This window comes from Sphingomonas sp. GW821-FHT10C01 (assembly GCF_059415525.1).
On record NZ_JBWKNK010000001.1, the window covers coordinates 2,169,219 to 2,194,964 of the forward strand.

The 25,746-nt window shown below is 64.6% G+C and carries 32 protein-coding genes and 1 tRNA gene; 9 read left to right on the plus strand and 24 right to left on the minus strand.

The features are described from left to right. The first annotated feature begins 133 nt into the window (after positions 1–133). Complete coding sequence (locus AC07M1_RS10590) at positions 134–409, plus strand: acylphosphatase (RefSeq protein ID WP_495162505.1); 276 nt, start codon at positions 134–136, stop codon at positions 407–409. Between the two features lie 3 nt (positions 410–412). On the opposite strand, the gene AC07M1_RS10595 is transcribed toward AC07M1_RS10590, so the two are convergent. Together AC07M1_RS10595 and epsC are read right to left on the minus strand one after the other, a co-directional pair. Beyond that, positions 413–754 carry a DUF2794 domain-containing protein gene (locus tag AC07M1_RS10595; protein WP_495162506.1) on the minus strand — a complete coding sequence of 114 codons (342 nt, stop codon included), beginning with the start codon at positions 752–754 and terminating at the stop codon, positions 413–415. After that, positions 751–1,449, minus strand: a complete 699-nt coding sequence (gene epsC, locus AC07M1_RS10600) for a serine O-acetyltransferase EpsC (protein WP_495162507.1) — start codon at positions 1,447–1,449, stop codon at positions 751–753. The genes AC07M1_RS10595 and epsC overlap by 4 nt, the downstream gene beginning before the upstream one ends. Before the next feature lie 182 nt (positions 1,450–1,631). Between epsC and AC07M1_RS10605 the strand changes: the two genes are divergently transcribed. The 3 genes from AC07M1_RS10605 (at position 1,632) to ahpF (ending at position 4,784) form a co-directional block, all read left to right on the plus strand. Then, positions 1,632–2,396 carry a sulfite exporter TauE/SafE family protein gene (locus AC07M1_RS10605; RefSeq protein WP_495162508.1) on the plus strand — a complete coding sequence of 255 codons (765 nt, stop codon included), beginning with the start codon at positions 1,632–1,634 and terminating at the stop codon, positions 2,394–2,396. Positions 2,397–2,533: 137 nt separating this feature from the next. Next, a complete protein-coding gene (gene ahpC, locus AC07M1_RS10610) occupies positions 2,534–3,097 on the plus strand; it encodes an alkyl hydroperoxide reductase subunit C (RefSeq protein ID WP_495162509.1) in 564 nt (187 codons plus the stop codon). A gap of 109 nt (positions 3,098–3,206) precedes the next feature. Then, positions 3,207–4,784, plus strand: a complete 1,578-nt coding sequence (ahpF, locus tag AC07M1_RS10615) for an alkyl hydroperoxide reductase subunit F (RefSeq protein WP_495162510.1) — start codon at positions 3,207–3,209, stop codon at positions 4,782–4,784. Between the two features lie 9 nt (positions 4,785–4,793). On the opposite strand, the gene AC07M1_RS10620 is transcribed toward ahpF, so the two are convergent. Further along, positions 4,794–5,693 (minus strand): AraC family transcriptional regulator, encoded by a 900-nt coding sequence (locus tag AC07M1_RS10620; protein ID WP_495162511.1) that lies wholly within the window; start codon positions 5,691–5,693, stop codon positions 4,794–4,796. Between the two features lie 98 nt (positions 5,694–5,791). On the opposite strand from AC07M1_RS10620, the gene AC07M1_RS10625 reads away from it, so the two are divergent. Further along, complete coding sequence (locus AC07M1_RS10625; RefSeq protein ID WP_495162512.1) at positions 5,792–6,535, plus strand: SDR family oxidoreductase; 744 nt, start codon at positions 5,792–5,794, stop codon at positions 6,533–6,535. Positions 6,536–6,638: 103 nt separating this feature from the next. Continuing rightward, on the plus strand, positions 6,639–7,568 hold the full coding sequence (locus AC07M1_RS10630; protein ID WP_495162513.1) for a hydrogen peroxide-inducible genes activator: 930 nt from the start codon (positions 6,639–6,641) through the stop codon (positions 7,566–7,568). Here AC07M1_RS10630 and AC07M1_RS10635 read toward each other — a convergent pair. From AC07M1_RS10635 to pgsA, 3 genes are read right to left on the minus strand one after another with little or no spacing between them, the layout of a single operon-like run. Continuing rightward, positions 7,529–7,981, minus strand: a complete 453-nt coding sequence (locus AC07M1_RS10635) for a molybdenum cofactor biosynthesis protein MoaE (RefSeq protein WP_495162514.1) — start codon at positions 7,979–7,981, stop codon at positions 7,529–7,531. The two genes, AC07M1_RS10630 and AC07M1_RS10635, sit on opposite strands and share 40 nt — an antisense overlap. Beyond that, complete coding sequence (gene moaD, locus AC07M1_RS10640; protein WP_495162515.1) at positions 7,978–8,229, minus strand: molybdopterin converting factor subunit 1; 252 nt, start codon at positions 8,227–8,229, stop codon at positions 7,978–7,980. Before moaD ends, AC07M1_RS10635 begins: the two co-directional genes overlap by 4 nt. Continuing rightward, positions 8,229–8,783 (minus strand): CDP-diacylglycerol--glycerol-3-phosphate 3-phosphatidyltransferase, encoded by a 555-nt coding sequence (pgsA, locus tag AC07M1_RS10645; RefSeq protein ID WP_495162516.1) that lies wholly within the window; start codon positions 8,781–8,783, stop codon positions 8,229–8,231. The genes moaD and pgsA overlap by 1 nt, the downstream gene beginning before the upstream one ends. A gap of 166 nt (positions 8,784–8,949) precedes the next feature. Here pgsA and AC07M1_RS10650 point away from each other — a divergent pair, with 166 nt between their 5' ends. After that, positions 8,950–10,245 carry an MFS transporter gene (locus AC07M1_RS10650; protein WP_495162517.1) on the plus strand — a complete coding sequence of 432 codons (1,296 nt, stop codon included), beginning with the start codon at positions 8,950–8,952 and terminating at the stop codon, positions 10,243–10,245. 55 nt (positions 10,246–10,300) lie between these two features. Here the strand turns inward: AC07M1_RS10650 and AC07M1_RS10655 are convergent, their stop codons facing one another. From AC07M1_RS10655 to AC07M1_RS10665, 3 genes are all read right to left on the minus strand, one after another. After that, complete coding sequence (locus AC07M1_RS10655; RefSeq protein ID WP_495162518.1) at positions 10,301–10,468, minus strand: hypothetical protein; 168 nt, start codon at positions 10,466–10,468, stop codon at positions 10,301–10,303. A 156-nt stretch (positions 10,469–10,624) separates the two neighbouring features. Further along, a tRNA-Ala gene (locus AC07M1_RS10660) sits at positions 10,625–10,700 on the minus strand. Between the two features lie 87 nt (positions 10,701–10,787). Further along, the gene (locus AC07M1_RS10665) at positions 10,788–11,102 is read right to left on the minus strand and encodes an FYDLN acid domain-containing protein (protein ID WP_495162519.1); all 315 of its coding nucleotides are present in this window, start codon (positions 11,100–11,102) and stop codon (positions 10,788–10,790) included. Positions 11,103–11,213: 111 nt separating this feature from the next. Between AC07M1_RS10665 and aroA the strand changes: the two genes are divergently transcribed. Continuing rightward, positions 11,214–12,551 carry a 3-phosphoshikimate 1-carboxyvinyltransferase gene (gene aroA, locus AC07M1_RS10670; RefSeq protein WP_495162520.1) on the plus strand — a complete coding sequence of 446 codons (1,338 nt, stop codon included), beginning with the start codon at positions 11,214–11,216 and terminating at the stop codon, positions 12,549–12,551. Then, positions 12,548–13,189, plus strand: a complete 642-nt coding sequence (gene cmk / locus AC07M1_RS10675) for a (d)CMP kinase (RefSeq protein ID WP_495162521.1) — start codon at positions 12,548–12,550, stop codon at positions 13,187–13,189. The genes aroA and cmk overlap by 4 nt, the downstream gene beginning before the upstream one ends. 4 nt (positions 13,190–13,193) lie before the next feature. On the opposite strand, the gene AC07M1_RS10680 is transcribed toward cmk, so the two are convergent. The 15 genes from AC07M1_RS10680 to AC07M1_RS10750 all read right to left on the minus strand — a co-directional run bounded on the left by AC07M1_RS10680 (position 13,194) and on the right by AC07M1_RS10750 (position 25,738). Further along, positions 13,194–13,850: a tetratricopeptide repeat protein gene (locus tag AC07M1_RS10680; RefSeq protein ID WP_495162522.1), complete on the minus strand. Its 657-nt coding sequence runs from the start codon at positions 13,848–13,850 to the stop codon at positions 13,194–13,196. Next, on the minus strand, positions 13,847–14,224 hold the full coding sequence (locus tag AC07M1_RS10685; protein ID WP_495162523.1) for a cytochrome c-type biogenesis protein: 378 nt from the start codon (positions 14,222–14,224) through the stop codon (positions 13,847–13,849). The genes AC07M1_RS10680 and AC07M1_RS10685 overlap by 4 nt, the downstream gene beginning before the upstream one ends. Continuing rightward, positions 14,221–14,748: a DsbE family thiol:disulfide interchange protein gene (locus AC07M1_RS10690; RefSeq protein ID WP_495162524.1), complete on the minus strand. Its 528-nt coding sequence runs from the start codon at positions 14,746–14,748 to the stop codon at positions 14,221–14,223. The genes AC07M1_RS10685 and AC07M1_RS10690 overlap by 4 nt, the downstream gene beginning before the upstream one ends. Further along, a complete protein-coding gene (locus AC07M1_RS10695; RefSeq protein ID WP_495162525.1) occupies positions 14,745–16,679 on the minus strand; it encodes a heme lyase CcmF/NrfE family subunit in 1,935 nt (644 codons plus the stop codon). The genes AC07M1_RS10690 and AC07M1_RS10695 overlap by 4 nt, the downstream gene beginning before the upstream one ends. After that, complete coding sequence (gene ccmE / locus AC07M1_RS10700; protein WP_495162526.1) at positions 16,676–17,110, minus strand: cytochrome c maturation protein CcmE; 435 nt, start codon at positions 17,108–17,110, stop codon at positions 16,676–16,678. The genes AC07M1_RS10695 and ccmE overlap by 4 nt, the downstream gene beginning before the upstream one ends. Then, positions 17,107–17,238, minus strand: a complete 132-nt coding sequence (gene ccmD, locus AC07M1_RS10705; protein WP_495162527.1) for a heme exporter protein CcmD — start codon at positions 17,236–17,238, stop codon at positions 17,107–17,109. The genes ccmE and ccmD overlap by 4 nt, the downstream gene beginning before the upstream one ends. Continuing rightward, positions 17,235–17,951: a heme ABC transporter permease CcmC gene (gene ccmC / locus AC07M1_RS10710; protein ID WP_495162528.1), complete on the minus strand. Its 717-nt coding sequence runs from the start codon at positions 17,949–17,951 to the stop codon at positions 17,235–17,237. The genes ccmD and ccmC overlap by 4 nt, the downstream gene beginning before the upstream one ends. A gap of 77 nt (positions 17,952–18,028) precedes the next feature. Continuing rightward, the gene (locus AC07M1_RS10715) at positions 18,029–18,286 is read right to left on the minus strand and encodes a PilZ domain-containing protein (RefSeq protein WP_495162529.1); all 258 of its coding nucleotides are present in this window, start codon (positions 18,284–18,286) and stop codon (positions 18,029–18,031) included. A 127-nt stretch (positions 18,287–18,413) separates the two neighbouring features. Next, on the minus strand, positions 18,414–18,644 hold the full coding sequence (rpmE, locus tag AC07M1_RS10720) for a 50S ribosomal protein L31 (protein WP_495162530.1): 231 nt from the start codon (positions 18,642–18,644) through the stop codon (positions 18,414–18,416). Positions 18,645–18,749: 105 nt separating this feature from the next. After that, positions 18,750–19,229 (minus strand): 3-hydroxyacyl-ACP dehydratase FabZ, encoded by a 480-nt coding sequence (gene fabZ / locus AC07M1_RS10725; RefSeq protein ID WP_495162531.1) that lies wholly within the window; start codon positions 19,227–19,229, stop codon positions 18,750–18,752. Next, positions 19,226–19,858, minus strand: a complete 633-nt coding sequence (locus tag AC07M1_RS10730) for an OmpH/Skp family outer membrane protein (RefSeq protein ID WP_495162532.1) — start codon at positions 19,856–19,858, stop codon at positions 19,226–19,228. Before AC07M1_RS10730 ends, fabZ begins: the two co-directional genes overlap by 4 nt. Further along, the gene (gene bamA / locus AC07M1_RS10735) at positions 19,858–22,632 is read right to left on the minus strand and encodes an outer membrane protein assembly factor BamA (protein ID WP_495162533.1); all 2,775 of its coding nucleotides are present in this window, start codon (positions 22,630–22,632) and stop codon (positions 19,858–19,860) included. The genes AC07M1_RS10730 and bamA overlap by 1 nt, the downstream gene beginning before the upstream one ends. An 81-nt stretch (positions 22,633–22,713) precedes the next feature. Beyond that, positions 22,714–23,847: an RIP metalloprotease RseP gene (gene rseP, locus AC07M1_RS10740; RefSeq protein ID WP_495162534.1), complete on the minus strand. Its 1,134-nt coding sequence runs from the start codon at positions 23,845–23,847 to the stop codon at positions 22,714–22,716. Beyond that, positions 23,844–25,001, minus strand: a complete 1,158-nt coding sequence (locus tag AC07M1_RS10745; protein ID WP_495162535.1) for a 1-deoxy-D-xylulose-5-phosphate reductoisomerase — start codon at positions 24,999–25,001, stop codon at positions 23,844–23,846. The genes rseP and AC07M1_RS10745 overlap by 4 nt, the downstream gene beginning before the upstream one ends. Further along, the gene (locus AC07M1_RS10750; RefSeq protein ID WP_495162536.1) at positions 24,998–25,738 is read right to left on the minus strand and encodes a phosphatidate cytidylyltransferase; all 741 of its coding nucleotides are present in this window, start codon (positions 25,736–25,738) and stop codon (positions 24,998–25,000) included. Before AC07M1_RS10750 ends, AC07M1_RS10745 begins: the two co-directional genes overlap by 4 nt. Between the last annotated feature and the right edge of the window lie 8 nt (positions 25,739–25,746).

Consider the following 25,746-nt stretch of genomic DNA (forward strand, 5'->3'; position numbering starts at 1 on the left):
TAGCGTAACATCGTCGAAAGCGCGCTGAAATGCCCTGCATTCGCGCCCTAGCGGCCTTCGCAGGCGCCCTATCCGTGAATTATGACAGCCAGGTGCGCAGGGGTCGCGCACTTGTATCCGGGAACGAGTAATTATGGCGGCGCAGCGTTTGGTAATCGAGGGGCGTGTGCAGCGCGTGGGCTATCGCGACTGGGCGGTACGCACCGCAAAGCAACTGGGCGTGATCGGATGGGTCCGCAACCTTCAGGATGGCCGGGTCGAGATTTTGGCTGATGGCGAGGACATGGCACTCGATACCTTTGTCGACCGCTGCCGCGAGGGGCCGGTTATGGCCAATGTCGCCAAGGTCGATGCGATGCCTGCCGAGGCCGGCAATGTGAAGGGCTTCACCAAGCGGTTCACCGCCTAGAGCCTAATCTTCGACTAGCTTCATCAGTCGCCGCTCGACCGGGGCGAGTACCGGACCAAGCTCGTGCCCGCGCTTCAGCACGGCACCGCTTTCATTGACCAGCGCCCACATGCCCTGGCGGTTGCGCAGCGACGGGCGCTTCTCGACACGGAATTCGGGACGTTCGGCGGCACGGCGGAACGCGGCGAAGATCGCGGCGTCGCGTCCGAACTGGATCGCATAGTCGCGCCAGTGTCCGGCCGCGACCATCCGGCCGTACAGGTCGAGGATGCGGTTCAGTTCAAGGCGCTCGAACCCGACCTGGTCGGGCGCCCTGAGCGGAAAGGGGGTAACGATCGCGCTCACGCCCGGTCGCGCTGCTTCCCGGTGCGGCCGTTGCTCCCGCGTTCGGCGAGCACCTCATCGACGCGCTTGCGCATCGCCTCCAGCTCGCAACGCATGATCTCCAGCTTCTGAGTCGCGGGATCGAACATGTCGCTGCACGGCGTGCCGTAGGGAACGAAGTCCTTCTGCCACTTGTCCGCTTCGACCAGGGTCGCCTTGGCGGGGATACCGACCATGACCGCGCCCTCGGGCACATCCTTGGTGACGACGGCATTGGCGCCGATCCGCGCGCGTGGGCTCACCGTGATCGGGCCGAGTACCTGTGCGCCCGAGCCGATGATCACGCCGTCCATCAGCGTCGGGTGCCGCTTGCCCGCGACGCCATTATCGGGACTGGTGCCGCCCAGCGTCACGCACTGGTAGATGGTGACGTCGTCGCCAATCTCCGCAGTCTCGCCGATCACGACAAAGCCGTGATCGATGAAGAAGTTGCGACCGATCTTCGCACCCGGATGGATGTCGATTCCCGTCAGCCAGCGCGACGTATGGTTCACGAACCGAGCGAGGAAGAACAGGTTCGCTTTGAACAGCCGGTGCGCGACCCGGTGCCAGAACACCGCCCACACGCCCGGATAGAGTAAAATCTCCGCACGGCTCCGCGGCGCGGGATCACGCGCGCGAATCGAATCCAGATAGGCTCCCAGACCACGGAACATGAACAGGCCCCTTTTGTACTGGACGGTATTTAGGCGAGGATTGGGGCATTTTCCAGTTTGGCGCGTTTCCCGCTTGGCCCGTCTAAACACGATGTATCTTGTAGGGATTGGGTGGTGCCGCCAAACCGGGCGCCTGCGACCGCGTCGCGGCTGAATACCGGGATTGGGGCGAAAGGGATTAGATGTTCGAAGCGATCGACTTTCAGGCACTGCTTCCCTTCATTGCCGTCGGTTTTGCCGCGCAGATTGTGGATGGCGCTTTGGGCATGGCGTTCGGCGTCATCTCCAGCACATTGCTGGTCAGCGTGCTGGGCGTTCCGCCGGCGACCGCTTCGGCCGGCGTCCACCTCGCCGAATGTTTCACCACCGGTGTGTCGGGGATCAGCCACGCGCTTCACAAGAATGTGAACTGGAAACTGTTCTTCCGCTTGCTCGTCCCCGGCGTGATCGGTGGCGTCACCGGCGCCTATCTGCTCACCTCGCTTGATGCGTCGATCACCCGACCGTTCGTGATGGGGTATCTCGCGCTGATCGGCGTCTATCTGCTGTGGCGCGGCATCAGCTTCCCGACCCGGCACCATAAGGAACCAAAGATCGTCGAGCCGCTCGGCCTTGCCGGTGGCTTCCTCGACGCCGCGGGCGGCGGTGGCTGGGGCCCCGTCGTCACGAGCAACCTTCTGATCCAGGGCACACAGCCACGCTATGTGATCGGCACGGTCAACAGCGTCGAGTTCTTCCTGACCCTGTCGGTGTCGATCACCTTCATCATCCATCTCGGCTTCTCGGCCTTCACCGAGGCAGTGGTTGGGCTGCTGATCGGCGGCGTCCTCGCCGCGCCGTTCGGCGCGATTCTGGCCAAACGCGTGCCGACCAAGACACTGCTGATCCTGGTCGGCATCGTCCTGACGCTTACCAGCAGCTTCAGCGTCTACAAGGCGCTTGCCTGAGGCGCTCAATCAGTTCCAATTGATTGAGTGATTGTATCGATCAATCAAAGCGAGACTTCCGGTTTCATCTCCGTTGCAGCGCAACCTATATGCGGCGTCGCACAAGTTGCACTGCATCATAACGGAGAAACCAGAACATGGCCCTCATCGGAAGCTCGCTCAAGCCGTTCACCGCGACCGCCTTCAAGGAAGGCAAGTTTGTCGACGTCACCGACGCCGACGTGCGCGGCAAGTGGGCCGTCTTCTTCTTCTACCCGGCCGACTTCACCTTCGTCTGCCCGACCGAGCTCGAGGATCTCGCCGACGTCTACCCGACCCTGCAGAAGATGGGCGTCGAGGTGTATTCGGTTTCGACCGACACGCATTTCAGCCACAAGGCATGGCACGACACCTCGCCCGCGATCGGCAAGATCAACTATTACATGCTGGGCGATCAGAACCACTCGCTGTCGACCAACTTCGACGTGCTGCGTGAAGGCCAGGGCCTTGCCGACCGCGGCACCTTCGTGATCGATCCGGAAGGCGTGATCCAGATCGTCGAGATCACCAGCGAGGGCGTCGGCCGCAATGCGCAGGAGCTGCTGCGCAAGATCAAGGCGGCACAGTATGTTGCGGCGCACCCGGGTGAAGTCTGCCCGGCGAAGTGGGAAGAGGGTGAAACCACCCTGGCCCCGTCGCTCGACCTCGTCGGCAAGATCTAAGCCGAAGATCTAAGCGCCCGTCCCCCTCCCCCTGTGCGGGCGCCCAAGCGGCCCGGGGCTAACTTCCCGTAGCCCCGGGCCGTATTGTTTCCAGTTTCAGGAGTTTCCGATGCTCGACGCACATCTCAAGCAGCAGCTTGAAGGCTATCTGGTGAATATTCGCGAGCCGATCGAGCTCGTCGCCAGCCTGGGCGACGACGCCAAGTCGCGCGAGCTCGGGACCCTGCTTACCGAAATCGCGGGCTTGAGCGGCAAGATCGCGCTGATCCGTGCCGACGATAAGCGCAAGCCGAGCTTCATGATCCGCCGTGCGGGCACCGATATCGGCGTGCGGTTCGCCGGCATTCCGATGGGGCATGAGTTCACCAGCCTCGTCCTCGCCCTGCTTCAGGTCGGCGGCCACCCGTCCAAGGCGGCGCAGGACGTGATCGAGCAGGTCAAGGGCCTCGAAGGCGAACTGCACTTCGAGACCTATTTCTCGCTGTCGTGCCAGAATTGCCCGGACGTGGTTCAGGCGCTTAACCTGATGGCTGTCCTCAACCCCCAGATCAGCCACGTCGCGATCGACGGCGCGCTGTTCAAGGCGGAAGTCGATGCGCGTCAGGTGCTCGCCGTCCCCACCGTTTTCCTCAACGGCGAACCGTTCGGTTCGGGCCGGATGGAACTGGAGCAGATCGTCGCCAAGCTCGACAGCGGCGCCGATGCCAAGGCGGCGGCGAAGCTCGAGGCGAAGGAGCCGTTCGACGTACTCGTCGTCGGCGGCGGGCCCGCCGGTGCCGCATCGGCGATCTACACCGCACGCAAGGGCCTTCGCGTCGGCGTCGCCGCCGAGCGCTTCGGCGGCCAGGTGCTCGACACCATGGGCATCGAGAACTTCATCTCGGTCCCCTACACCGAAGGACCGAAGCTCGCCGCGCAGCTCGAAAGCCACGTCAAGGACAATGACGTCGACATCATGAACCTCCAGCGCGCCGAGAAGCTGATCCCGTCGCGCGTCGAAGGCGGGCTTCATGAGGTCGTGCTGGCGAACGGAGCAAAGCTCAAGGCAAAGACCGTGATCCTGTCCACCGGTGCCCGCTGGCGCCAGATGGGCGTTCCGGGCGAGGACGAATATCGCAACAAGGGCGTGGCCTATTGCCCGCACTGCGACGGCCCGTTGTTCAAGGGCAAGCGCGTCGCGGTGATCGGCGGCGGCAATTCGGGCGTCGAGGCTGCGATCGATCTCGCCGGCATCGTCGCGCACGTCACGCTGATCGAGTATGACAGCCAACTTCGCGCCGACGCCGTCCTCCAGCGCAAGCTCGCCAGCCTTCCCAACGTCAAGATCGTCACCTCGGCGCTCACCACTCGCGTCAACGGCGCGGAGAAGGTGACGGGCCTCACCTACAAGGACCGCAACAGCGGTGAAGAGCATGACATCGAGCTGGAGGGCATCTTCGTCCAGATCGGCCTGGTGCCCAACACCGAATGGCTCAAGGACAGCATCGCCCTCACCCCGCGCGGCGAGATCGAGATCGATGCGCGCGGTGAGACCAGCCAGCCCGGTATCTTCGCTGCGGGTGACGCCACGACTGTGCCGTACAAGCAGATCGTGATCGCGATGGGTGCGGGTTCCACCGCCGCCCTCTCCGCCTTCGATTATCTCATCCGCCTGCCCGCGGAAGAGATCGAGGCTGCGGCGGCCTGAGCCACGACGTCAGGCGGCCGCCCGGGCATAGCGTCCGGGCGGCTGACCGACATGGCGGTTGAACGCCGTGCTGAACGCACTCGCCGAGCCATAGCCGACCCGCTCGGCCACCTCCGCCAGCGGAACGTCACGGCGGCGCAGCAAATCCTTGGCCAGCGCCATCCGCCATGCCAGCAGATATTCCATCGGCGGTACGCCCACCGCGCCGGTGAACCGCTCGAAAAAGGCCGAGCGCGACATTCCCGCGGCGCACGCGAGTTGCTCGACCGTCCAGGGCCGCGCCGGATCGGCGTGCATCCGTCGCATCGCTTCAGCCAGTTTATGATCGCTCAGCCCCCGCAACAGCCCCGGCGGCGCCCCGTCCCGCTGCGTGGTGCGCAACGCTTCGATCAGCAGGATCTCGACCAGCCGTTCCAGCACCATGTCGCGGCCCGGCTGAGCCGATCCGCTTTCCTCCGCGACCAGCCGGACTAGCAACGACAGCCGCTCGGCATCGCGAAGATGGACCAGCGTGGGCATCAGGGAGACCAGCAGCGACGTATCTGGCGATCCGAACAGGAAGAAGCCACCAAGCAACCGGACATCGGGCGGGCAGTCCCAGTCGCCATGCCGAACCTCATCTCCCGGTGCCTGCGCTGCCTTCGGGTCGATGAAGCCCGGGACGACCGGATCGAATCCCGACAGGACGAACCCCGGCGTTGCGGGCATCAGCACGAAATCCCCTGCCCGCAACGTTACCGGCTCTTGTCCGTCGACTGCCAGCCGGCACGTCCCCTCGATCACCGTACAGAAGCTCGGCGCGCCATAGTCGCCATAGCGCACGCCCCAGCGCCCCGCTCCGCCGATCAGCTTGGACGACACGCCCCTCGGTTGGAGCAGGGCAATCACTTGAGACAGGGGGTCGGCCACATTTGGACGATAGCTAATGAAATATAGATTATCAATTATAGATCATCCTGATCACTTTCGGCACTTCCTTGCCATCGACAATCGCAAGGAAGACGATCATGAAGACCATCCTCATCACCGGCTGCTCCTCGGGCTACGGTCTCGAAACGGCCCGCCATTTCCTCGCCATGGGCTGGAATGTCATCGCGACGATGCGCACCCCGCGCGAGGATATCCTGCCCCCTTCCGACCGGCTTCGTATCCTGGCGCTCGACGTGACGAAGTCAGAGAGCATTGCTGCGGCGCTTATCGCCGCCGGTCCGATCGACGTGCTGGTCAACAATGCTGGGATCGGCCTGATCGGCGCGCTCGAAGCGACCTCGATGGCCAAGGCCCGCATGATCTTCGAAACCAACACCTTCGGCGTGATGGCGATGACTCAAGCGGTGATCCCCGCATTCCGCGCACGCGGGTCGGGCGTCATCGTCAATGTGACGTCGAGCGTGGCGCTGGCACCGATGCCGCTGGTCTCCGTCTATACCGCCAGCAAGACCGCGATCGAGGGGTTCACCGGGTCGCTTGCGCATGAACTCGGCGCATTCGGCGTACGGGTTGCGCTGGTCCAGCCTGGCTATGGCCCGGACACGCGCTTCACCCACAACACCGATGTGACGATCGAGGAAGCGATCCCCGCTCCCTATATGCTCTTCGCTGAACCCATTCTGGGCGCCTTCGCCACTCCGGGGCCAACGACTACGGCTGCGGATGTCGCCGACGGCGTTTGGCGGGCGGTGCATGACGAGAGCGACCGGCTCAGCTTCCCGGCCGGGCCTGATGCGATCGCGCTGGCACACGCCGGCTAAGTCGATGGCGCCGGGTTCATAATTCTCTAATCCGGCGCCGTTCCAGCCTTTTACAATCGTTCAAGCCACTTATATCCGCATCATTCATCGCTCGGGACGATCAATGGCGCAAACTTACCTCCCCACGCTCAAGCAGCTTCAATATCTGGTTGCGCTCAAGGATCATGGGCATTTCGGTCGCGCGGCCGAGGCGAGCTTCGTCACCCAGTCGACCCTATCTGCAGGTTTGCGTGAGTTGGAAACGCTAATCGGCGTAGTCCTCGTCGAGCGCACCCGCCGCGTCGTCCGTTTCACGCCCCTCGGCGAGCGTATCGTCGACAAGGCGCGGCGCGTGTTGCGTGAAGCGGAGGAACTGGCCGACCTGGCCCGTGCCGCTGGTCGGCCCTTGTCGGGCGAGATGCGGATGAGCGTCATCCCCACCATCGCCCCCTTCCTGCTTCCGCGCATCCTTCCCCGGCTCCGTGAGGGCTATCCCGACCTCAAGCTGTTCCTGCGCGAAGAGCCGAGCGGCGCCGCATGCGAAAGCCTTCACACCGGGCGCACCGACTGCGTTCTGCTCGCTCTTCCCTATGCCTGTGGCGACGTCGAGACCGCGCCGTTGTTCGAGGATCGCCTGTTCGTCGCCTTTCCCGAGGGCGAGTACGAACCCGACCATCACAGTATCACCGCCGGTGAAATCGACGAAACCCGGCTGCTGCTGCTCGAGGACGGGCATTGCCTGAAGGACCATGCGCTGGCCGCTTGCAATCGGCCCGAGCTGCGCGCCGAGGCGACGATGCTTGGCACCTCGCTGCATACGATGGTGCAGATGGTCGACAATGGCCTGGGCGTGACGATGCTGCCCGAAATGGCGCTCGATGCCGGTATCCTCGATCATACCCAGGTGACCGCACGCCCGCTCAAGGCCGACAATCCCGCCCGCCGCATCGCCTTGGTCTGGCGTAAGGCGTCTCCGCGTGAGCGCGACTTCCGCCTGCTCGCAGAGGTATTGGCTCAGTCGGGGTTGCCCCCGGCCCAGCGTGCGGCGGCCTGATTATCGCCGGCGCGCGCCGCAACCCAGCGAACCGCCCCGCCTCGTATCTCGCGTTTCCAGAAGGGCGCTTCAGTCTTGAGCCGGTCGATCAGAAAGGCGCAGGCGTCCAGCGCCTCGCGCCGATGCGTCGCCGCGGTCGCGACCAGCACAACCCGGTCGCCGGGTACCATGGGCCCGACGCGATGGACGATCACCGCTGAAAGCAACCCCCAGCGCGCCATCGCCTGCTCGGCCAGATCGCATAACACCGCTTCGGTCATACCGGGATAATGTTCCAGCTCCATGGCGGTCACGCCGTCATCGGCGCGAACGACCCCGGTGAAGCTCGCCACCGCCCCCGCCCCGGTCTCTTCAACCCCGGCCAGTTCGGTGCCGATGTCGATCGGCGCATGATCGACCGAAACACGGATCATCCGCCCGTCACCGGCGGAAAGAAGGCGACTTCATTGGCGGTACCCAACTCGCTGTCGATCGGCACGAATCGCTGATCCACCGCCGCTCGTAGGTTCGAGAGATCGCCCAGCGCCTCGGCATGACCCGGGCTGCGATCCTTCAGCCACTCGGCCAGTTCGCTGACCGTCCGCACCGTCACGGGCGGTTCGACCGTCTCCTCGCCGGCACCGATTCGCTCGCGAACCCAGGCGAAGTAGAGCAGTCGCATCAGCTATCCATATGCTTCAGGCCGACGCGCAGATAGTCCCAGCCCGTGATCAGCGTCAGCACCGCCGCGGCCCACAGCATCGCCAGGCTGACATCCAGTACCCAGGGCGATCCAGGCACCGCTCCCGCAAGAACCAGCCCGCCGAGCGAGGTGAGCTGGAGCGCCGTCTTCCACTTGGCAAGCGCCGAAACCGGCACCGACACCTGGGCGCCTCCCAGGAACTCGCGCAGTCCCGATACCGCAATCTCGCGCAGCAGGATGACCAATGCGGCGATCACATGCAGATCGGCGATAATGCCCTTTGCGCAGAGCATCAGGATCACGGCCGCGACCATGATCTTGTCGGCGATCGGATCCAGGAAAATACCCAGCTTCGATACCGTCCCGCGCGACCGCGCGAGATAGCCATCAAAATAGTCGGTGACCCCCATCAGGCAGTAGGTCGCAAAGGCGATCGCATAGCCGGCTCGCCATTCGGGCCACCACAGGAAGAACACCAGCAGCGGCACGGTGAAGATTCGGGACAGCGTCAGGATATTGGGCAGCGTCAGCATCGTGCCCCTGCTCTAGCACCGCATTCGGATGCAATCATCCCCGCACGACATGCTTTTCCGCCCGGCCAGGACATTTGCCTGTCACATGACACCGATAGCGGTTGCCGCCACGCCGCACGCACGGCTATGCCCAGGATAGTTTCGACGGACGAAGGCCCGCCAACGCATGCATAACGCGCTCGGATTGCTCAAGGAGCGCCGGTTTCTCCCCCTCTTCATCACCCAGTTCCTGGGGGCCTATAACGACAATTTGTTCAAGACCGCGATGGTGCTGTTCGCGACCTACCAGATCTTCAGCGATCCGGCGGTCGAGTTCCAGTTCAACGCGCTGGCGACCGGGATCAGCCTGATTCCCTTCTTCATGCTGTCGGCGCTCGCCGGGCAGCTCGCGGACACGCATGACAAGGCGTCGATCATCCGCTGGGTGAAGACCGCCGAGATCGGCCTGATGCTGTTCGGCGGCGCCGGGATGCTGGTGGCCCAGGCGGGCTATGCCTTCACCGGTCTTGGCATGATGCTGGGCGCCGTGCTCGGCCTCGGCGCCCATTCCACCTTCTTCGGTCCGATCAAATACGCGATCCTGCCCCAGCATCTGAAGGATGAAGAGGTGCTGGGCGGTACCGGAATGGTCGAGGCCGCGACCTATCTGTCGATCCTGATGGGCACCGTTACCGCCGGTTGGGTCGCGCATGACATGCGAATCGCGGCGGCGCTGGTGTTTGTGGTCGCGCTTATCGGCTGGATCACCGGCCGCATGGTTCCTGCGGCCCCGCGCGTCGGACCAAAGCTCAAGATCAACTTCAACCCCTTCACCTCGTCCTGGCGCTTGATCGCCGCGACGATGCACATTCCGCGTCTCTATCTGTCGATCTGCGCGATCAGCTTCTTCTGGACGATCGGCTCGGTGCTGATCATCATCTTCCCGCCGCTGGTAAAGAACGTCCTCACCGCCGACGCGCGGGTGTCCTCGCTGCTGGTCGCCGTGTTCTCGGTCGGCGTTGCGATCGGGTCGATGGTCATCAACGCGATGCTCAAGGGCAAGGTGTCGGCGAAGTACTCGCCCATCTCGGTCATCGCGATGGCGGTGATCGTAGTGCTCTTCTCGATCGAGGTCCGGCTGTGGGTCCCTGCGGCAGCTGGGACACTTTACGACTTCTCCAGCTTCGTACTGCAGCGGCAGGCCTGGATCGTCATCGTCACCCTTACCGCGATCGCGATCACCGGCGGCATGTTCGTGGTCCCGCTCTATGCATTCCTGACGACGACGGTGACCAAGGATCAAACCGCGCGCACCGTCGCTGCGAACAACATCGTCAACGCGGGTGCAATGGTGTTCGGATCGCTGTTCGTGCTTGGCCTGTCAGCGGCAGGCGTCACGTCTGAGGATATGCTCCTCGTCGTGTCGGGCATGTGCTTGATCTCGGCCTGGATCGCCCAGAAGCTGCATCGCGCCTGCGATTAGGCGCGGTCCTCCTATTTCCTTGCGCGCCTGCGGCTCCGGTCGCAGGCCACCTTCTTCAGATGAAGAAGGTGTAGAAGCAGACGAAGAATGCGGCGTAGCTCAATAGGAACAGCTTGAGGTCGCTTTCGTCCTCGCGCTTGCGCGCGCGCCGGCGAACGATCGGCAGTGCGGTACGAAAGGGATGACCGCGGTCTGACTCGGCGAGATACTGCAGGCGTTCCATGGCCAACAGTTAACGCGCTGTTTACGATTTTGTCCCGCGCGAAGGGTGGTTAATCCCTGTCCTGTTCGGGGACACGGGTCAGCATCGCCGCCAACGAAAAAGGGCGCCGCATCCGGTGATGCGTGCGCCCTGTTTTCTTCCCTGTTTTGAACAGGATGGTGGAGCCGAGGGGGATCGAACCCCTGACCTCTGCAATGCCATTGCAGCGCTCTCCCAGCTGAGCTACGGCCCCATCCGTTCCGGGAAGGCGATGGCCTCTAGCAGCCATCGCGTGGTTTGCAACCGGGTTTTTTCGCTTTCCCGATTTTTGTTTTCCCGATCAGGTTTCTTCGTCGGCATCGCCGGTGTCGACGCCCAGATCGTCGTCGCCACCCAGATCGACGTCGTCGTCGGGCGAACCCTCGGCGTCCTCATCGACGTCCAGATCATCGTCACCGAGATCCGCGTCGTCCTTCTTCTTGTCGGCTTCCTTCACCACCTCGAACGGCAGCGGCTGCTTCGACTTCAGGATGGGCTCGGGATCCCAGGCAAAGCCGCAGCTGATGCAAGTGACCGGCTCTTCCTTGGTCAGGTCATAGAAGCGCGTCGCGCATTTCGGGCAGGTCCGTTTCGTGCCCCATTCCGGCTTCACCATGTGCCGCTCTAACCTTTTCTTCGATTTTGCAGGGTGACGGGAAGTTTGTGTCCCCGTTTGAAGTGGCGGGCGCCTTGCCATAGCGCAAGCCCGCTGTCAAAGCCGCCGCCGATGAGCAGTGCAACTCCCCTCCCCTTCGCCATTTCCGCTCGCGGCCCGCTGCGCGGTACCCTTACCGTTCCCGGTGACAAGTCGATCAGCCATCGCTCGCTGATGTTCGCCGGCCTTGCCGTCGGGGAAAGTCGGATCGAGGGGCTGTTGGAGGGTGAGGACGTGCTCGCTACCGCCGCCGCGATGCGCGCGATGGGCGCACGGATCGAGCGTGACGGCGATGGCGTGTGGCATGTCTGGGGCGTGGGTGTCGGTGGCCTGCTTCAGCCTGAGACGGCGCTTGAGATGGGCAATTCGGGCACCTCGACGCGCTTGCTAATGGGCCTGGTTGCCAGCCACCCGATCACCGCGACCTTCACCGGCGACGCCTCGCTCTCCAAGCGTCCGATGGGCCGGGTGATCGATCCCCTGTCAAAAATGGGGGCGGACTTCACCTCCAGTCCCGGCGGACGCCTGCCACTCACGATGCGCGGCCTCTGCCCGGCGATACCGATCGAGTACACGCTCCCGGTGGCATCGGCTCAGGTCAAGTCGGCGGTGCTGCTCGCGGGCCTCAATACGCCTGGCATCACCCGCGTGATCGAGCCGGTGCTGACCCGCGATCATAGCGAGCGGATGTTGGCCGGATTCGGTGCCGACCTGACCGTCGAGGAAACCCCGCAGGGACGGATCATCTCGATCCGGGGCGAGGCGGAGTTCAAGCCTCAGCAGATCACCGTGCCGGGCGATCCCTCTTCCGCCGGGTTCTGGATGGTCGCGGCGTCGATCGTGCCCTGTTCGGACATCGTCATCGCCAATGTCGGCCTCAATCCGACGCGTACCGGCCTGATCACCGCGCTACGCATGATGGGCGCGGACATCGCCGAGTTGAACCCGCGCATCGTCGGCGGCGAGCCGGTGGCGGACCTTCGCGTCCGCCACGCGCCGCTCAAGGCGATCGAGGTGCCGCACGATCTCGCACCCAGCATGATCGACGAGTATCCCGTGCTGTTCGTCGCTGCGGCTTTCGCTCAGGGCCGCACCGTGGCGCGTGGTGCGGACGAACTGCGCGTCAAGGAATCGGACCGCATCGCCGCGATGGTCGCCGCACTCCAGCCCAATGGCGTGGTGCTGGAGGAGTTCGAAGACGGCCTGGCAATCACCGGGACGGGCGGCGAACTGATCGCCGGTGGTGCTCCGGTCGCCTCGAAACTCGACCATCGCATCGCGATGAGCATGGCCGTGGCTGGACTTGGCGCAAAGGCCGATGTGAGCATCGACGATGTGGCGCCGGTTGCCACCAGCTATCCCGGCTTCTTTGCCACACTCGACTCGCTGACCGGCAGGACTGAAGAATGATTATCGCCGTCGACGGCCCTGCGGCATCGGGAAAAGGCACCATCGCCCGCGCGCTCGCGCGCCATTACGAACTGCCGCATCTCGATACCGGACTGCTCTACCGGGCGGTCGCTGCAACCGTCCTCCGCGAGGAGATGAACCCCGAGAAAGAGGCCGACGCCGTGGCGGCCACCGGGTTCGACGACCTCCTGCTCGCCGATGACTGGCTGCGCACGGATGAAGTCGGCAAGGTGGCGTCGGTCGTCTCGGCGCATCCGCTCGTCCGTGCGGCCCTGCTCCAGCGCCAGAAACGATTCGCGCACCAGCCTGGCGGCGCGGTCCTCGACGGGCGCGATATCGGTACGGTGATTGCTCCGGACGCCGATGCCAAGCTGTTCGTGAAGGCGACCCCCACGATTCGGGCCCAGCGCCGTCATGCCGAGCTTCGCCGCAACGGTATCACGGCGAGCCTCGACAAGGTGCTCGTCGATATTCGTGCCCGTGACGAGCGCGATTCGAAGCGAGCAGAGGCGCCTCTCACCGCCGCGGTCGACGCCGCGGTCCTCGACACCAGCTTTCTCTCGATCGAGGCTGCGGTGGAAAAGGCGATCCAGCTGGTCGAGGCCCAGCGTGCGAAGAAGGCCGGCGCAGCGGGCTGAACGCTCAGCGAGCTGGCGGCGGTCCCTGCTGCTCGCGCGCCTTCATCGCGGCAAAAAACGCCACAGACTTCAGGGACCGCTCAACATCGGCGCGATATCCGGCATTGGCTGGCGTCAGAGCCAGCGCCCGGCGCAACCATGGCAACGCTGCGTCCAGATTTCCTGTTCGCGCCTGGGCGAGACCGTAGAAAAGGGCCGGCCCGGGGTGCTTGGGCGCCAGCGTCACGCCGCGACGGAACGCAAGCGCCGCTGCGGGCGACATGGTGCCCGCATCCGATTCGACCAATGTCATCCCCAGCCAGGTCCACATGGACGGATCCTGCGGTGCGGATCGTACGCCCCCGAGCATCATCTTCGCGGCCTTGTCCGGGTCTCCCCCTCGCACGAGCGCATCGGCCGCGATGAAATAGGTGTCGTTGACGGTAAAGCGTCCGAACATCTCCCCGCGCAGCTTGTGCAGCTCGGGCTGATCCGCCTGAACCTTCTTTTCCGCCGCCACCGGTGCGCCGGGCAGATCGGGCCGCGCCTGCAACGCATAGCCCGCCGCGCCCAGCATCAGCGCCGCGCCTACGAACGACCACAGGGTTCGCGGCACGCCAAGCAGCCATAGCAGCGCGAACGCGGTGGCGCCGATCGCGGCAAGTGCGATCCAGCCCATCATTTGCGTCGTCTCCGCAAGGTTCCGCGCGCCAGCCACAGTCCGGCGCCGAGCAGCAACAGCGGCGCCAGCCATAGCGGCGCCGTCGTCCAGCTCAACGGCGGGTCATAGGTCACGTAGCTGCCATAGCGCTCGATCAGCCAGCCACGTACCGCATCCGGCGTTTCGCCCGCGGCGATCTTCTGGCGCACGATCCGGCGCATGTCGGCGGCCATGTCGACATCACTGTCCGCGATCGACTGCCCTTGGCAGACCAGACAGCGCAACGTGCCCATCAGCTTGGCCGCCTGCGCTTCCTTGCCGGCGTCGGGGATCTGCGAATAGCCAAGGTCCGCGGGCACGCCCGTCGCCAGCGCCAGGCCGAGCAACACGCTCATTTCGCCTCCTCCAGCGCCTTGAGCAGCTTGGGCACATCATCCTCGCGGATATCGCCGATGTGCTGGGCCGCGATTTTGCCCTGACCGTCGATCACAAAGGTCTCGGGGACGCCCGATGATCCGATGCCGATCTGCACGATCCGGTCATAGTCATTGCCGATCCGCGCATAGGGGTCGCCATGGCGGGAGAGGAATGCCTTTACCGCGTCGGGGCTGTCCTTGATCGCGACCGCGTCGATCTGAACGCCAGCGGCCTTGAGTTTCATCAGCTGGGGCGCCTCCGCGATGCAGGGGACGCACCAACTCGCAAAGACGTTGAGCAGCCGCGGCTTGCCCGTCGCCAGATCGGCGCGCGAAATGCCGGGCTTTCCCTCGACCATTGCCGGAAGGGTAAATTCGGGCAGCGGCTTGCCGACCAGCGCGGACTTCACCACCGTCTCGCGGCTGTCCTGCAGACGCCACGCCGCGAGTGCGACCACCGCAAGGAACACCGCGAGGGGAACCCAGAGCCTCCAGCGCCTCACAGCTCGGCCTCCTCACGCCGTTTGACGTTGCGCCGCTCACGCTTCAGCCGTCCGATCAGCGACAGCGCGCCGCCCAGCGCGATCAACCCGCCGCCGAACCAGATCAACGTCACGAACGGCTTCCACCACAGCCGCAGCTGCCAGCGCCCCTGCGCGTCCTGCGCGCCGAGCACGGCATAGAGCTGTCCGTCGAGCCGGGTCGAGATCGCGGCCTCGGCCGTGTCGGTCGGCGGCGAGGCATAGAAGCGCCGCTGTGGTCGCAGCAGGACCATCGCCCCGTCCACCGGTCCGCGACTTGCCGTCACCCGGCCTTCGACCGCCGACCAATTGTCACCGACCACCGGCGCGACGCCGTTCAGCACCACGCGCCACGGTCCGACATAATAGGGCTGGCCATAACGCGCGGCGACCAGCCGCTCGCTGGTAAAGGCGCTGTCCGCGGCCATGCCGGCCAGGCTCACCGCCACGCCGAAATGCGCGATCACCATGCCCCACGTGAACAGCGGCGTGCGCAGCAGCTTGCGCTTCCACAGCGGCGCGAAGCTCGCCACCGCGAGACCCGCGGCAAGGCCCAGGCCGACGATCTCCATCCAGCCGGTACCTGGCGCGGCAAAGAAGGTGACCGCCATCACCAGCACGCTGAGCGTCACCGGCACGGTGAGCTTGGTCAGCAGCGCGTTGAAATCGTCTCGCCGCCAGTTGAGCAGCGGCCCTACCGCCATCGCCGCGACCAACAGCAATGCGATCGGACCCGCGGCCTTGTTGAAGAAGGGTGGCCCGACCGAAAGCTGTTCGCCCATCGCCTGCGCGAAGATCGGATAGAGCGTGCCGATCAGCACGATGCCCAGGATGACCGAGAGCAGCAGGTTGTTGAGCACCAGCCCACCCTCGCGGCTCAGCAGATCGAACCCCTGCCCGGCCTTCACGCGCCCGACCCGTGCACCGTAAAGGGTGAGCGCGCCGCCAATATAGATGACGAGCAGGAAGAGGATGAAGCTCCCGCGCTCCGGATCGACCGCGAAAGCGTGGACGCTGGTCAGGATGCCAGAACGGACGAGGAAGGTGCCGACCATCGACATCGAGAAGGCAACGACCGCCAGCATCAGCGTCCAGGCGCGCAGCCCATCGCGTGCCGCCAGCACATTGACTGAATGGAGCAAGGCCGTCGCCGCCAGCCACGGCATCAGCGACGCGTTCTCGACCGGATCCCAGAACCACCAGCCGCCCCAGCCCAGCTCGTAATAGGCCCAATAGCTGCCAGCCGTGATGCCGATCGTCAGGAATACCCAGGCAGCCAGCACCCATGGCCGCATCGCGCGCGCGAACGCCGGCCCAACCTCGCGCGTCACCATTGCGCCGACCGCGAAGGAAAACGCGATCGAGAGGCCGACATAGCCGAAATAGAGCGTCGGCGGATGGAACGCCAAGCCCGGATCCTGCAGCAGCGGGTTGAGTCCCAGTCCATCGAGTGCGGGCGGATCAAGCCGGGTGAACGGGCTCGAGGCGACCAGCAGGAAGGCGTAGAAGCCGAGCGCGATGAACGCCTGTGCGCCCAGCGTGGCGGTCAGCGTGGCGCGGTCGAGCTTGCGCTCCAGCAATGCGATCGCCGCGCCGGCCAGCGCAAGTACGGTGACCCACAGCAGCATCGAGCCTTCATGGTTCCCCCATGCGCCCGCAAACTTGTAGAGCAAGGGTTTGGCCGAATGGCTGTTCTGCGCGACCAGCAGCACCGACATGTCGGATCGCAGGAACAGGACGATCAGCAGTCCGAACGACAGCGCCGCAAGCGCGCCCTGGACGATCGCTGCGGGACGCACCGCCGCGACCAGTTCGCTCTGTTTGAGGCGCAGGCCGAGCGCGGCCATCGCCAGCTGCATCAGCGCCATCGCCGCGGCCAGCCACAGCGCCGCAAGTCCCGCTTCTGCGATCATTTACTCAGCGTCTCGGGCGAAGGCATCTTCTTCGCGATTTCCGGCGGCATGTAGCGCTCGTCGTGCTTGGCGAGCAGATTGTCCGCGACGAAGCCGCCATCGGCGGTGAACTTGCCCTCAGCGACCACGCCCGAGCCTTCCTTGAACAGGTCAGGCGCCACGCCAGTGAAGCGCACCGGGATCTTCGCTTCCTTGTCCGCAACGACGAAGCTGATGGTCACCCCGTCGGGCAGGTGCTTGATCGATCCGGTCTCGACCATCCCGCCCAGGCGGACGGCCTTGCCGATCTCAGGGTTCTTGGTGGCGACGTCGCTCGGCGTGTAGAAGAACGCCGCCTCATCCTTGAGCGCGGACAGCGCCAGGCCGCTCGCCCCACCGATCGCGACGAGCGCGGCAAGGCCCAGCACAAGCCGTTGATGCTTGCGCTTCATTTGCGGTCCCTCAATGCGTCGGACGCGCGCTCGGCGCTACGCATCGATAGCCAGCTCGCCAGCGAAAGCCCGCCGACGCCGGCGGTCACGACCGCATAGGCGGCGAGGATGAAGGGCCAGTGGTTCATGCCGCCATTCGCCGCAATCGGGCTTCGACGCGCTGAGTCGCAAGCGCCGCGCGCATCCGCATCAGCACGATCCCGCCAAACATCAGGGCAAAGCCGGAGGACGTCAGCAGCAGCGGCCACAGCATCGAATCATGGATGCTCGATTGCGTCAGCGTGATGCTCTGCCCCTGATGCAGCGTCTGCCACCACACCACCGAATAGCGTATCACCGGCAGCAGTGCCGTTCCCGCGATCCCGAACAATGCGGGGATACGCCCGTCCCCGCCTCGTTCCCGATCGGCCCGCTCCAGCGCGATCCAGGCGATATAGATAAAGAACAACAGCAGCATCGATGTCAGCCGCCCGTCCCATTCCCACCAGGTGCCCCAGGTCGGGCGTCCCCAGATCGATCCGGTGATCAGGCAAAGCGCGGCGAACATGGCGCCGACCGGCGCGGTCGCGCGCGCCGCAAGGCTGGCCAGCGGATGTTTCCACACCAGATAAGCGAAACAGGCGATGGCGAGCGAGGTCCAGCCGCCCATCCCCAACCATGCGCTGGGCACATGGATGTAGAGGATACGGACGCTTTCCTTCTGGAGATAGTCGGGCGGCGTCTGCGTCAAGCCGCCCCAGGCGCCGACAAGCACTAGCAGCAGCCCGCTCCAGAACAGGATGGGCGTCAGCGGGCGCGCGATCTTGAGGAAGCGCGTTGGGTTGGCGAGTGCGTGGATCACGGCGTTTCGCCGCCTTTAGGCGGATTCGCCGCTCAAGTCCAAACCCGGATTCACATGGATGTCACGATAATGCGGCCTCAGGCGGCCAGCTTCTCGAACTCGTCTTCGGACAGCGAGATCTGGAATTCGAGCCCGGCCTCGAAATCGGTGGCCCACACGACGCGGGCAGCCCAATGGCCGACATGCGGCAGCGTCAGCCAGATCATCGAATCGCGACGCAGTTCGGAGAAGGTCTCGATCTTGGCGCCGTGAAGCGAGAGGTCCACAACCTTGCAGAGCGCGCGGTCGAGACCGCCGCGGCCGACTTTCGCATCAAGCGAAACCGGCGCGCGCATGGAGCGCCGCCGGCCAAGAACCGCTGGTTCGAATTCTGCTGTGAAGCTGTGCTTGCCCGTCGAGATCATCGGGCAAGCCTAGGCTGTCATGGCTAACGCCGCGTTAACGGCGTTAGCCCCGCAGAACTTACTTCTTGGAGAGCGAAAGCCCGCCGAAACGCTTGTTGAAGCGTGCGACCTGGCCGCCCGCGTCAAGCATCTGGCCGCGACCGCCGGTCCAGGCCGGGTGCGCCAGCGGATCGATGTCGAGCTGCATCGTGTCGCCTTCCTTGCCCCAGGTGGAGCGGGTTTCGAACACGGTGCCGTCGGTCATCTGCACCTTGATCATGTGATAGTCGGGGTGCGTGTCGTTCTTCACGGGCAATTCCTTGAGATAGGCCACCGGTTTCCGACCGGCAGCAAGAGGCGCGGCCCCTAACAGAACCGCGCCCGTGTTGCAATGCGAAGGCTCAGCTGCCTGAAATCAGGTCGAAGGCGGGTCCGCGATCATCGCGGTGAACTCGCATTCAGTCGCGAGGTCATCGCCCAGATACGCCTTGCCGGCGAACTTGCAGACGCGCGAACGCTTCTGCACGAACTCCACCTCAAGCCGCAGCAATACGCCAGGCTCGACGGGCTTGCGAAACTTCACGCCGTCGATCGACATGAAATAGACGAGCTTTCCGGTGCCGGCGAGGCCAAGGCTCTCGACCGCAAGCACGCCCGCAGCCTGTGCCAGCGCCTCGATCTGAAGCACGCCGGGCATGATCGGCCTTCCGGGGAAATGTCCCTGGAAGAACTCCTCATTGATCGTCACCGCCTTGATCGCGACGATGCGCTGGTCGGGGATCAGGCTTTCGACCCGGTCGACCAGCAGCATCGGGTAGCGGTGCGGGAGCGCCGCCATCACCCGCCCGATATTGAGCGGGCCGATGGAACCTCCCGTCACTGCCGAATCGCTCATCGGCCCTGCGGGGCCGGACGTGCGGGCTGCTGAGCGGCAGGCGCCGGAGCGGCGGGCTGCTGCTGCGGCGGCGGAGCGGTCGTGCTGACCGACGGCAGCTGCTGGTTCAGGGCGGCGAGAACCGGGTCGGTGATGTCGGCCGAGGTTGCGGCGAACAGCACGCTGCCCTTGGCAACGGCGATCGTCGCGCCACGCTGGTTGGCGACCTGCTCGATGACCGGAACCAGGCGCTGGGCGACCTGCTGCTCAACATACTGCGCATTGCGGCGCAGGGTCTGCTCACGCTCGGTGATCGAGCGCTGCACGGGCTCGGCGCGGGTCTGGAAGGCGCGGACGCGCGCTTCGAGCGCCGCATCCGGCTTGCCATTGGCGGCGCGCAGCGCGGTTTCGATCGCGGTGCGCTCGGCCTGAAGCGGCTGGCTCTGCTGCTGCGCGAACTGCTGGAACTGCGTCTGCTGCGTCTGAAGCTGGCCATTGGCCGCCACGCAGGCGACGCACTGGCTCATCACACGCTCGATATCGACGACCGCCACCTTGGCGTCGGCGAGAGTCTGCGCGGCAGCGGCGCCAGCACCCAGCGAGGCGCCCGCGATCGCCAGAGCGGCGATAATGGTCTTGGTGTTCGACATTAGAAGGAAGTCCCCACGTTGAAGCTGAAGAGTTTGTCATCGTCGCCCTCGATCTTGGTGAGAGCATAGGCAAGATCGAGTCGTAGCGGGCCAAACGGCGAATTCCAATTGGCACCGATGCCGACCGAAACGCGCGGCCGCGGCGAGTCGCCCAGGAACCGTTCAAGGAACGGAGCGGTCTCGACATTGTAGCGGCTGTTGATGGAAGTGCCGGAGCACGGGCCGCCCGCGGTGGCCGAGTAACCGATCGAGCAGGTCGTTGCCAGACCGCCGGCGACCGCGTCGGTCGACGGAACGATATAGACCGGACGTCCTTCGGAATCGAATTGCGGCGTTTGAATCGGCAGCAGCGATGGCGACCCGTCGGCGTTGAACAGCTTGTTTCCGGCGGAGTCGGTCGCCTGGGTGAACGCTGCCGTCGGGTTCGGCCGCCGCACGCCCCAGTTCGCGCCGGCCATCACGAAGATCGACGGACGAATGCCCATTTCGCGCGCGCCGGCGCCGAGCGGAATCTCGAGTTCAAGCTTACCCAGATAATAGGCGCGTCCACCGAGCGCATCGTCGAAAATCTGTTCCTTGTCGGTGATAAGGGTCTGGTTCCCCGCCGCGACCGTACCGGTGTAGCCGATGCGCTGGATGCGCGGACCCACGCCACGAATGTCGAAGCCGCGGAACTGCGGCTCACCCAGGAAGAAGCGATCGGTGATCCGCACCGGATCGACGCCTGCCAAGGACTTTTCCAGGCTGTGGATATAACCGCCTTCGAGGCCCGCCGAGAAGATCCAGCCGCCGCCGATATTCCAGTATTTGTCCGCATCGAAACGGGCGCGAGCATATTTCACATCGCCGCCCAGTCCCGCGAAGTCCGTACCCAGCACCAGGCGCTGGCCCGCGGTCGGGCGCAAGCGGCTGTTGAGGCTGTCATAGATCAGCGACAGGCCGACAGCGGACGTCCAGCGCTTGCCCAGCGCTTCGCAGAGGTAACGGCCCGCCTTGAGCGGATCGCAAACACCGCCGGTGAAGAAGCTGTTCTGGTCCAGACCCACCGAATCATGCGTCAGCGAATAGCGTGCCGACGCGGTCCAATATTCGGTCAGCGGAACGCCCAGAACCAGCTGGCCGCCGGTCGACACCTGCTGATAGGTGGTCCGTCGGTCGGAGCCGAGATAGTTGAACGAGTTGTAGTCGCGGCGGAAAATCGTGCCGCCCAGCGCGATGTTCTGGTCGAACAGATATGGCTCGGTGAACCCGAGTTCGATCGACTTCGAATAGCTCGAATAATCGACCGACAGGCGCAGGTCCTGGCCCTTGCCGCGGAAGTTGCGCTGACGGATCGACCCCTGGAAGATGAATCGCTCAAGGCTGGAAAAGCCCGCCGACAGCGTCAGCTCGCCGGTCGATTTTTCTTCGACATTGGCGGTCAGGATGACGCGATCGGGGGTCGAGCCTTCCTTCTGATCGATCTCGAACTTCTCGCCGAAATAGCCGAGCGAGTTGATACGGTCCTGTGAGCGCTTGACCAGGAAGGTGTTGAACGCGTCGCCTTCGGCCAGGCGCAGTTCGCGACGGATCACCTTGTCCTGGGTCTGCGTGTTGCCGACGATGTCGATCCGCTCGACATAGGTGCGACGCGCCTCGGCGATGTTGAAGTTGAGCGTCATCGTGAGGGTTTCACGGTCGCGCTTGAACTCGGGCGAGACGTTGGCGAACGCATAGCCGAACATGCCCGCCGTTTCGGAGAGCTGCTCGACCGTGTCCTCGACCATCTTGGCGTTGTACCAGGCGCCCTCCTTGATCGCGAGGTTGCCGGCCAGCACCTTGTCGTCGAAGTCGCGGATGTTGCTGTCCACCGTGACCGGCCCGAACTTGTAGCGCGGCCCTTCCTCGACGACATAGGTGATGATGAAGTCTTTTTTGTCGGGCGTCAGCTCGGCGACCGCCGAAACGACGCGGAAATCGGCATAGCCCTGGGTCAGGTAGAACTGGCGCAGCTTCTGCTGGTCATAGGCCAGCCGGTCCTGATCATAGCTGGTGTTCGAGCTCATGATGGTAGTCAGGCGCGCCTGCTTGGTCGCCATCTCGCCGCGAAGCTTGCCGTCCTTGAACACCTCGTTGCCGATGATGTTGATCTGACGGACCTTGGACTTCGCGCCTTCCTCGATCTCGAAGATCACGTCGACGCGGTTCTGGTCGAGGCTGACCATCTTGGGCTCGACGGTCGCGGCGAAGCGACCCTGGCGACGATAGAGTTCGATGATCCGGGCGACGTCCGCGCGCACCGCGGTGCGCGTGAACATCTGGCGCGGCGCCAGCTTGATTTCCTTGACGATCTTGTCGTTCTTCAGCCGCTTGTTGCCCTCCAGCACCACGCGGTTGATGATCGGATTTTCGCGAACGCGCACAACGATGTCGCCGCTCTCGACGCCCTCGATCGTCACATCGGCAAGCAGCTCGCTCGCCAGCAGGTCGCGGATCGCCTGGTCGAGACTTTCGGTGGTGTAGGACTGGCCCACGCGGACACGGGTATAGGAAAGCACCGTCTCCGGCTCGAGGCGCTGCGTGCCCTCAACGCGGAGGCTGCGGACCGTGCGCGGCGCTTCGGGAACCACCACCGGAGTGGTTGTTTGCGGTTGCGCCGGCTGCTGTGCCGTCGGCTGCGCCGGGGCGGGCTGCTGCGGCGCCTGCTGCGCGAGCGCCACGCCGGACAGGACTGAACCCGTCAGGAGCAGCGCGGTGGCGCGCACGCCGATTTTCGTAACCTTGATTGCAGTCACTATCCTACCCCAGTCGTCGGACTTTGAGAGTTTTTCAGGCCGAAGCGTGGGCCGACGGCAAACCGCCCTGCCCCAACCGCGTCAGCCGATCAACCCAGCCAGATTTCTCCACACGCCAAAGGCGCCGAGATCGTTGAACGTTACAAGAAGCATCAGCGCCAGGATCGCCACCATCCCGCCGCGAAACGCCCATTCCATCACCTCCGGTCCGACGGGTTTCCGCCGCACCGCTTCGACCGCATAGAACAGAAGATGGCCGCCATCCAGCACCGGGACTGGCAACAGGTTGATGAATCCCAGATTAATCGAGACGAGCGCGATCAGGAACACGAACTCGGTCAGCCCAAGCGCAAGGCGCTCGCCTGACGCCTGCGCGATTCGCAACGGGCCGCCCAGTTCGGTCACCGAGCGCCGGCCGGTAATGATTTGGCCAAGTCCGTCGATCTGCATCTGGATCACGTTACCGGTCATGCGAATCCCGGCGGGAATCGCTGCCAGCAGGCCAACCTGAACCTGAACAGGTGGAGCCGAAGCAACGCCAAGTTGACCCAGGCGATATTCATTTCCGAACCGATCCATCTCGGTCCGTACACCGACGCGCGCCGGAAGCGTGATGATCTCGCCCTTGCGATCGACCGTAAGGCTTATTGTCTCGTCAGGGCGCAGGACGACATAATCGCGCAGGTCCCCGAAGGATTCCATGCCCCGGCCGTCGATCGCGGTGATCCGGTCCCCTTCGCGCAACCCCGCACTTGCCGCAGTGCTATTTGGGGCAATGCCGGCGACCAGCGGAGGCGTCCGATTCTCGCCAAACACCGCAACAAACACCGCCAAAATCAGGATCGCCACCACGAAATTCGTCACCGGCCCCGCCGCGACCACGATCGCGCGCTGCCAAACCGGCTTGGCCTGGAAGGTCTGCGCGCGCTCTGCTGCGGGAAGCGACAGCCAGGCGGGGTCCGGCTGGCTCGCCGGATTCATGTCGCCGGCGAACTTGACGTAGCCGCCTAGCGGCAGCCAGCCGAACTTCCAGCGCGTGCCACGCTTGTCGGTAAAGCCGACGATCTCGCGCCCGAAACCGATCGAGAAGGCGTCCGCCTTGATCCTGAACATCCGCCCGGCGGCATAGTGGCCGAGCTCGTGGACGAAAACGAGCGGCCCGATCACCAGCAGGAATGCGAGAATGTACAGGAAGAAACCGGGATTTTCGGTCAAATGACGCAGTCCTTCACACGCTCGCCCGCGATTTTCCGCGCTTCCGCGTCGATCGCAAGCAAGTGATCGAGCGCTGCCGGCGCGGCCGGATCATAGCGCTCCAGCGTATCCGAGACGATTGCGGCAATTTCAAGAAAGCCGATGCGCCGTGCCAGGAACGCGGCCACTGCCACTTCGTTCGCCGCATTGAGCACCGCCGGACGGGCCCCACCCGCCGCCAAAGCCTCGCGCGCCAGCCTCAGGCACGGGAATCGATCATAGTCCGGTGCTTCGAAATCAAGCCGGCCGATGCGGGTGAGGTCGAGCCGCTGGCACGGTGTTTCCATCCGCTGCGGCCAGGCCAGGGTATAGGCGATCGGCACCCGCATGTCGGGCGAGCCGAGCTGCGCCAGCACCGACCCATCAGCATACTCGACCATCGAATGGATCACCGATTGGCGATGGACGATCACCTCGAGCTGTTCGTGCGCGACGGGGAACAAATGGAACGCCTCGATCAGTTCGAGACCCTTGTTCATCAGGGTCGCCGAATCGACGCTGATCTTGGCTCCCATCGACCAATTGGGGTGCGCGACCGCCTGTTCGGGGGTGATTCCGCGCATCTCCTCAAGGCTGCGCTCGCGGAACGGTCCGCCACTCGCGGTCAGGATGATCTTTGAGACTTTGTCCGCATTATCGGATTCAAAGCATTGAAATATAGCATTATGCTCCGAATCGACGGGCAGCAGCGTCGCACCGTGTTCGGCGACGGCGCGGGTCACGATCTCGCCGGCGGAAACCAGCGATTCCTTGTTTGCCAGCGCGATGGTTCCACCACCCTCGATCGCCGCCATGACCGGCTTGAGGCCCGCGGTGCCGACGATCGCCGCCATCGTCCAGTCCGCGCCCATCCGGGCCGCCGCACAGACGGCATCCACGCCACCGGCCGCTTCGACGCCACTCCCCGCCAGCGCCGTTCGCAACGCCGGCAGTCGCGCCTCGTCGGCGACGACCGCGGCGCGGGCCTTCACGCGCTTCGCGGCGGTGGCCAATCCATCGACATCGCGATTGGCGGTGAGCGCCACCACCTCGAACCGGTCAGGCGCGCGCTCGATCAGATCGAGCGTCGACGTGCCGACCGATCCGGTCGCACCCAGGATTGTGACCTGCCTCATCGAACCGCCAGCACCAGCAATGCCGCGACCGGCGCTACCGGCACCAGTCCATCCAGTCGGTCGAGAACCCCGCCATGGCCGGGAAGCAGATTGCCCGAATCCTTGACCCCCGCACAACGCTTCAGCCAACTCTCATAGAGGTCGCCCGCCTGCGCGAGTACCGCCAGCAAGGGCGTCGCGGCGGCAAGGCGCCAATCCAGGCCCCACAAGGTCAGGATCGCGGCGAACAGTCCCGCCCCCGCCACGCCGCCCAGTAGCCCGGCCCAGGTCTTGTTGGGGCTCACCTTGGGCATCAGCTTCGCCCCGCCGATCGTGCGTCCGGCGAAATAGGCGCCGATATCGCATGCCCACACCAATGCCATCGCCCAAAAGGCCAGCAGCAAGCCTTGCTGGGCATCGCGCAGCACCAGCAACGCCAGCACCGGCAACCCGACATAGATCGCTCCCGCACCCAGCATCCCGTTGCGCGTCACCGCCGCGATGAAGAACATCGCCCCCAGCACGAGCCCGAACGCCAGGAACCCCGGGCCGGCCGCGATCGGCGCCATGATCGCCAACGGCACCGTCAACGCATATTGCGCGAGCTTCTTCTGCTCCGGCGTCGCGCCGTGCAGCCCGCCCCATTCGTGGATCATGATGATCGCGGCGATCGTGGTCAGTGCCCAGAAAGCGAGCCCGCCCAGCCACAGCGCGGTCGCCGCCACGACGATCAGCAAAACGCCCACCAGCGCACGCACCGGCAGGT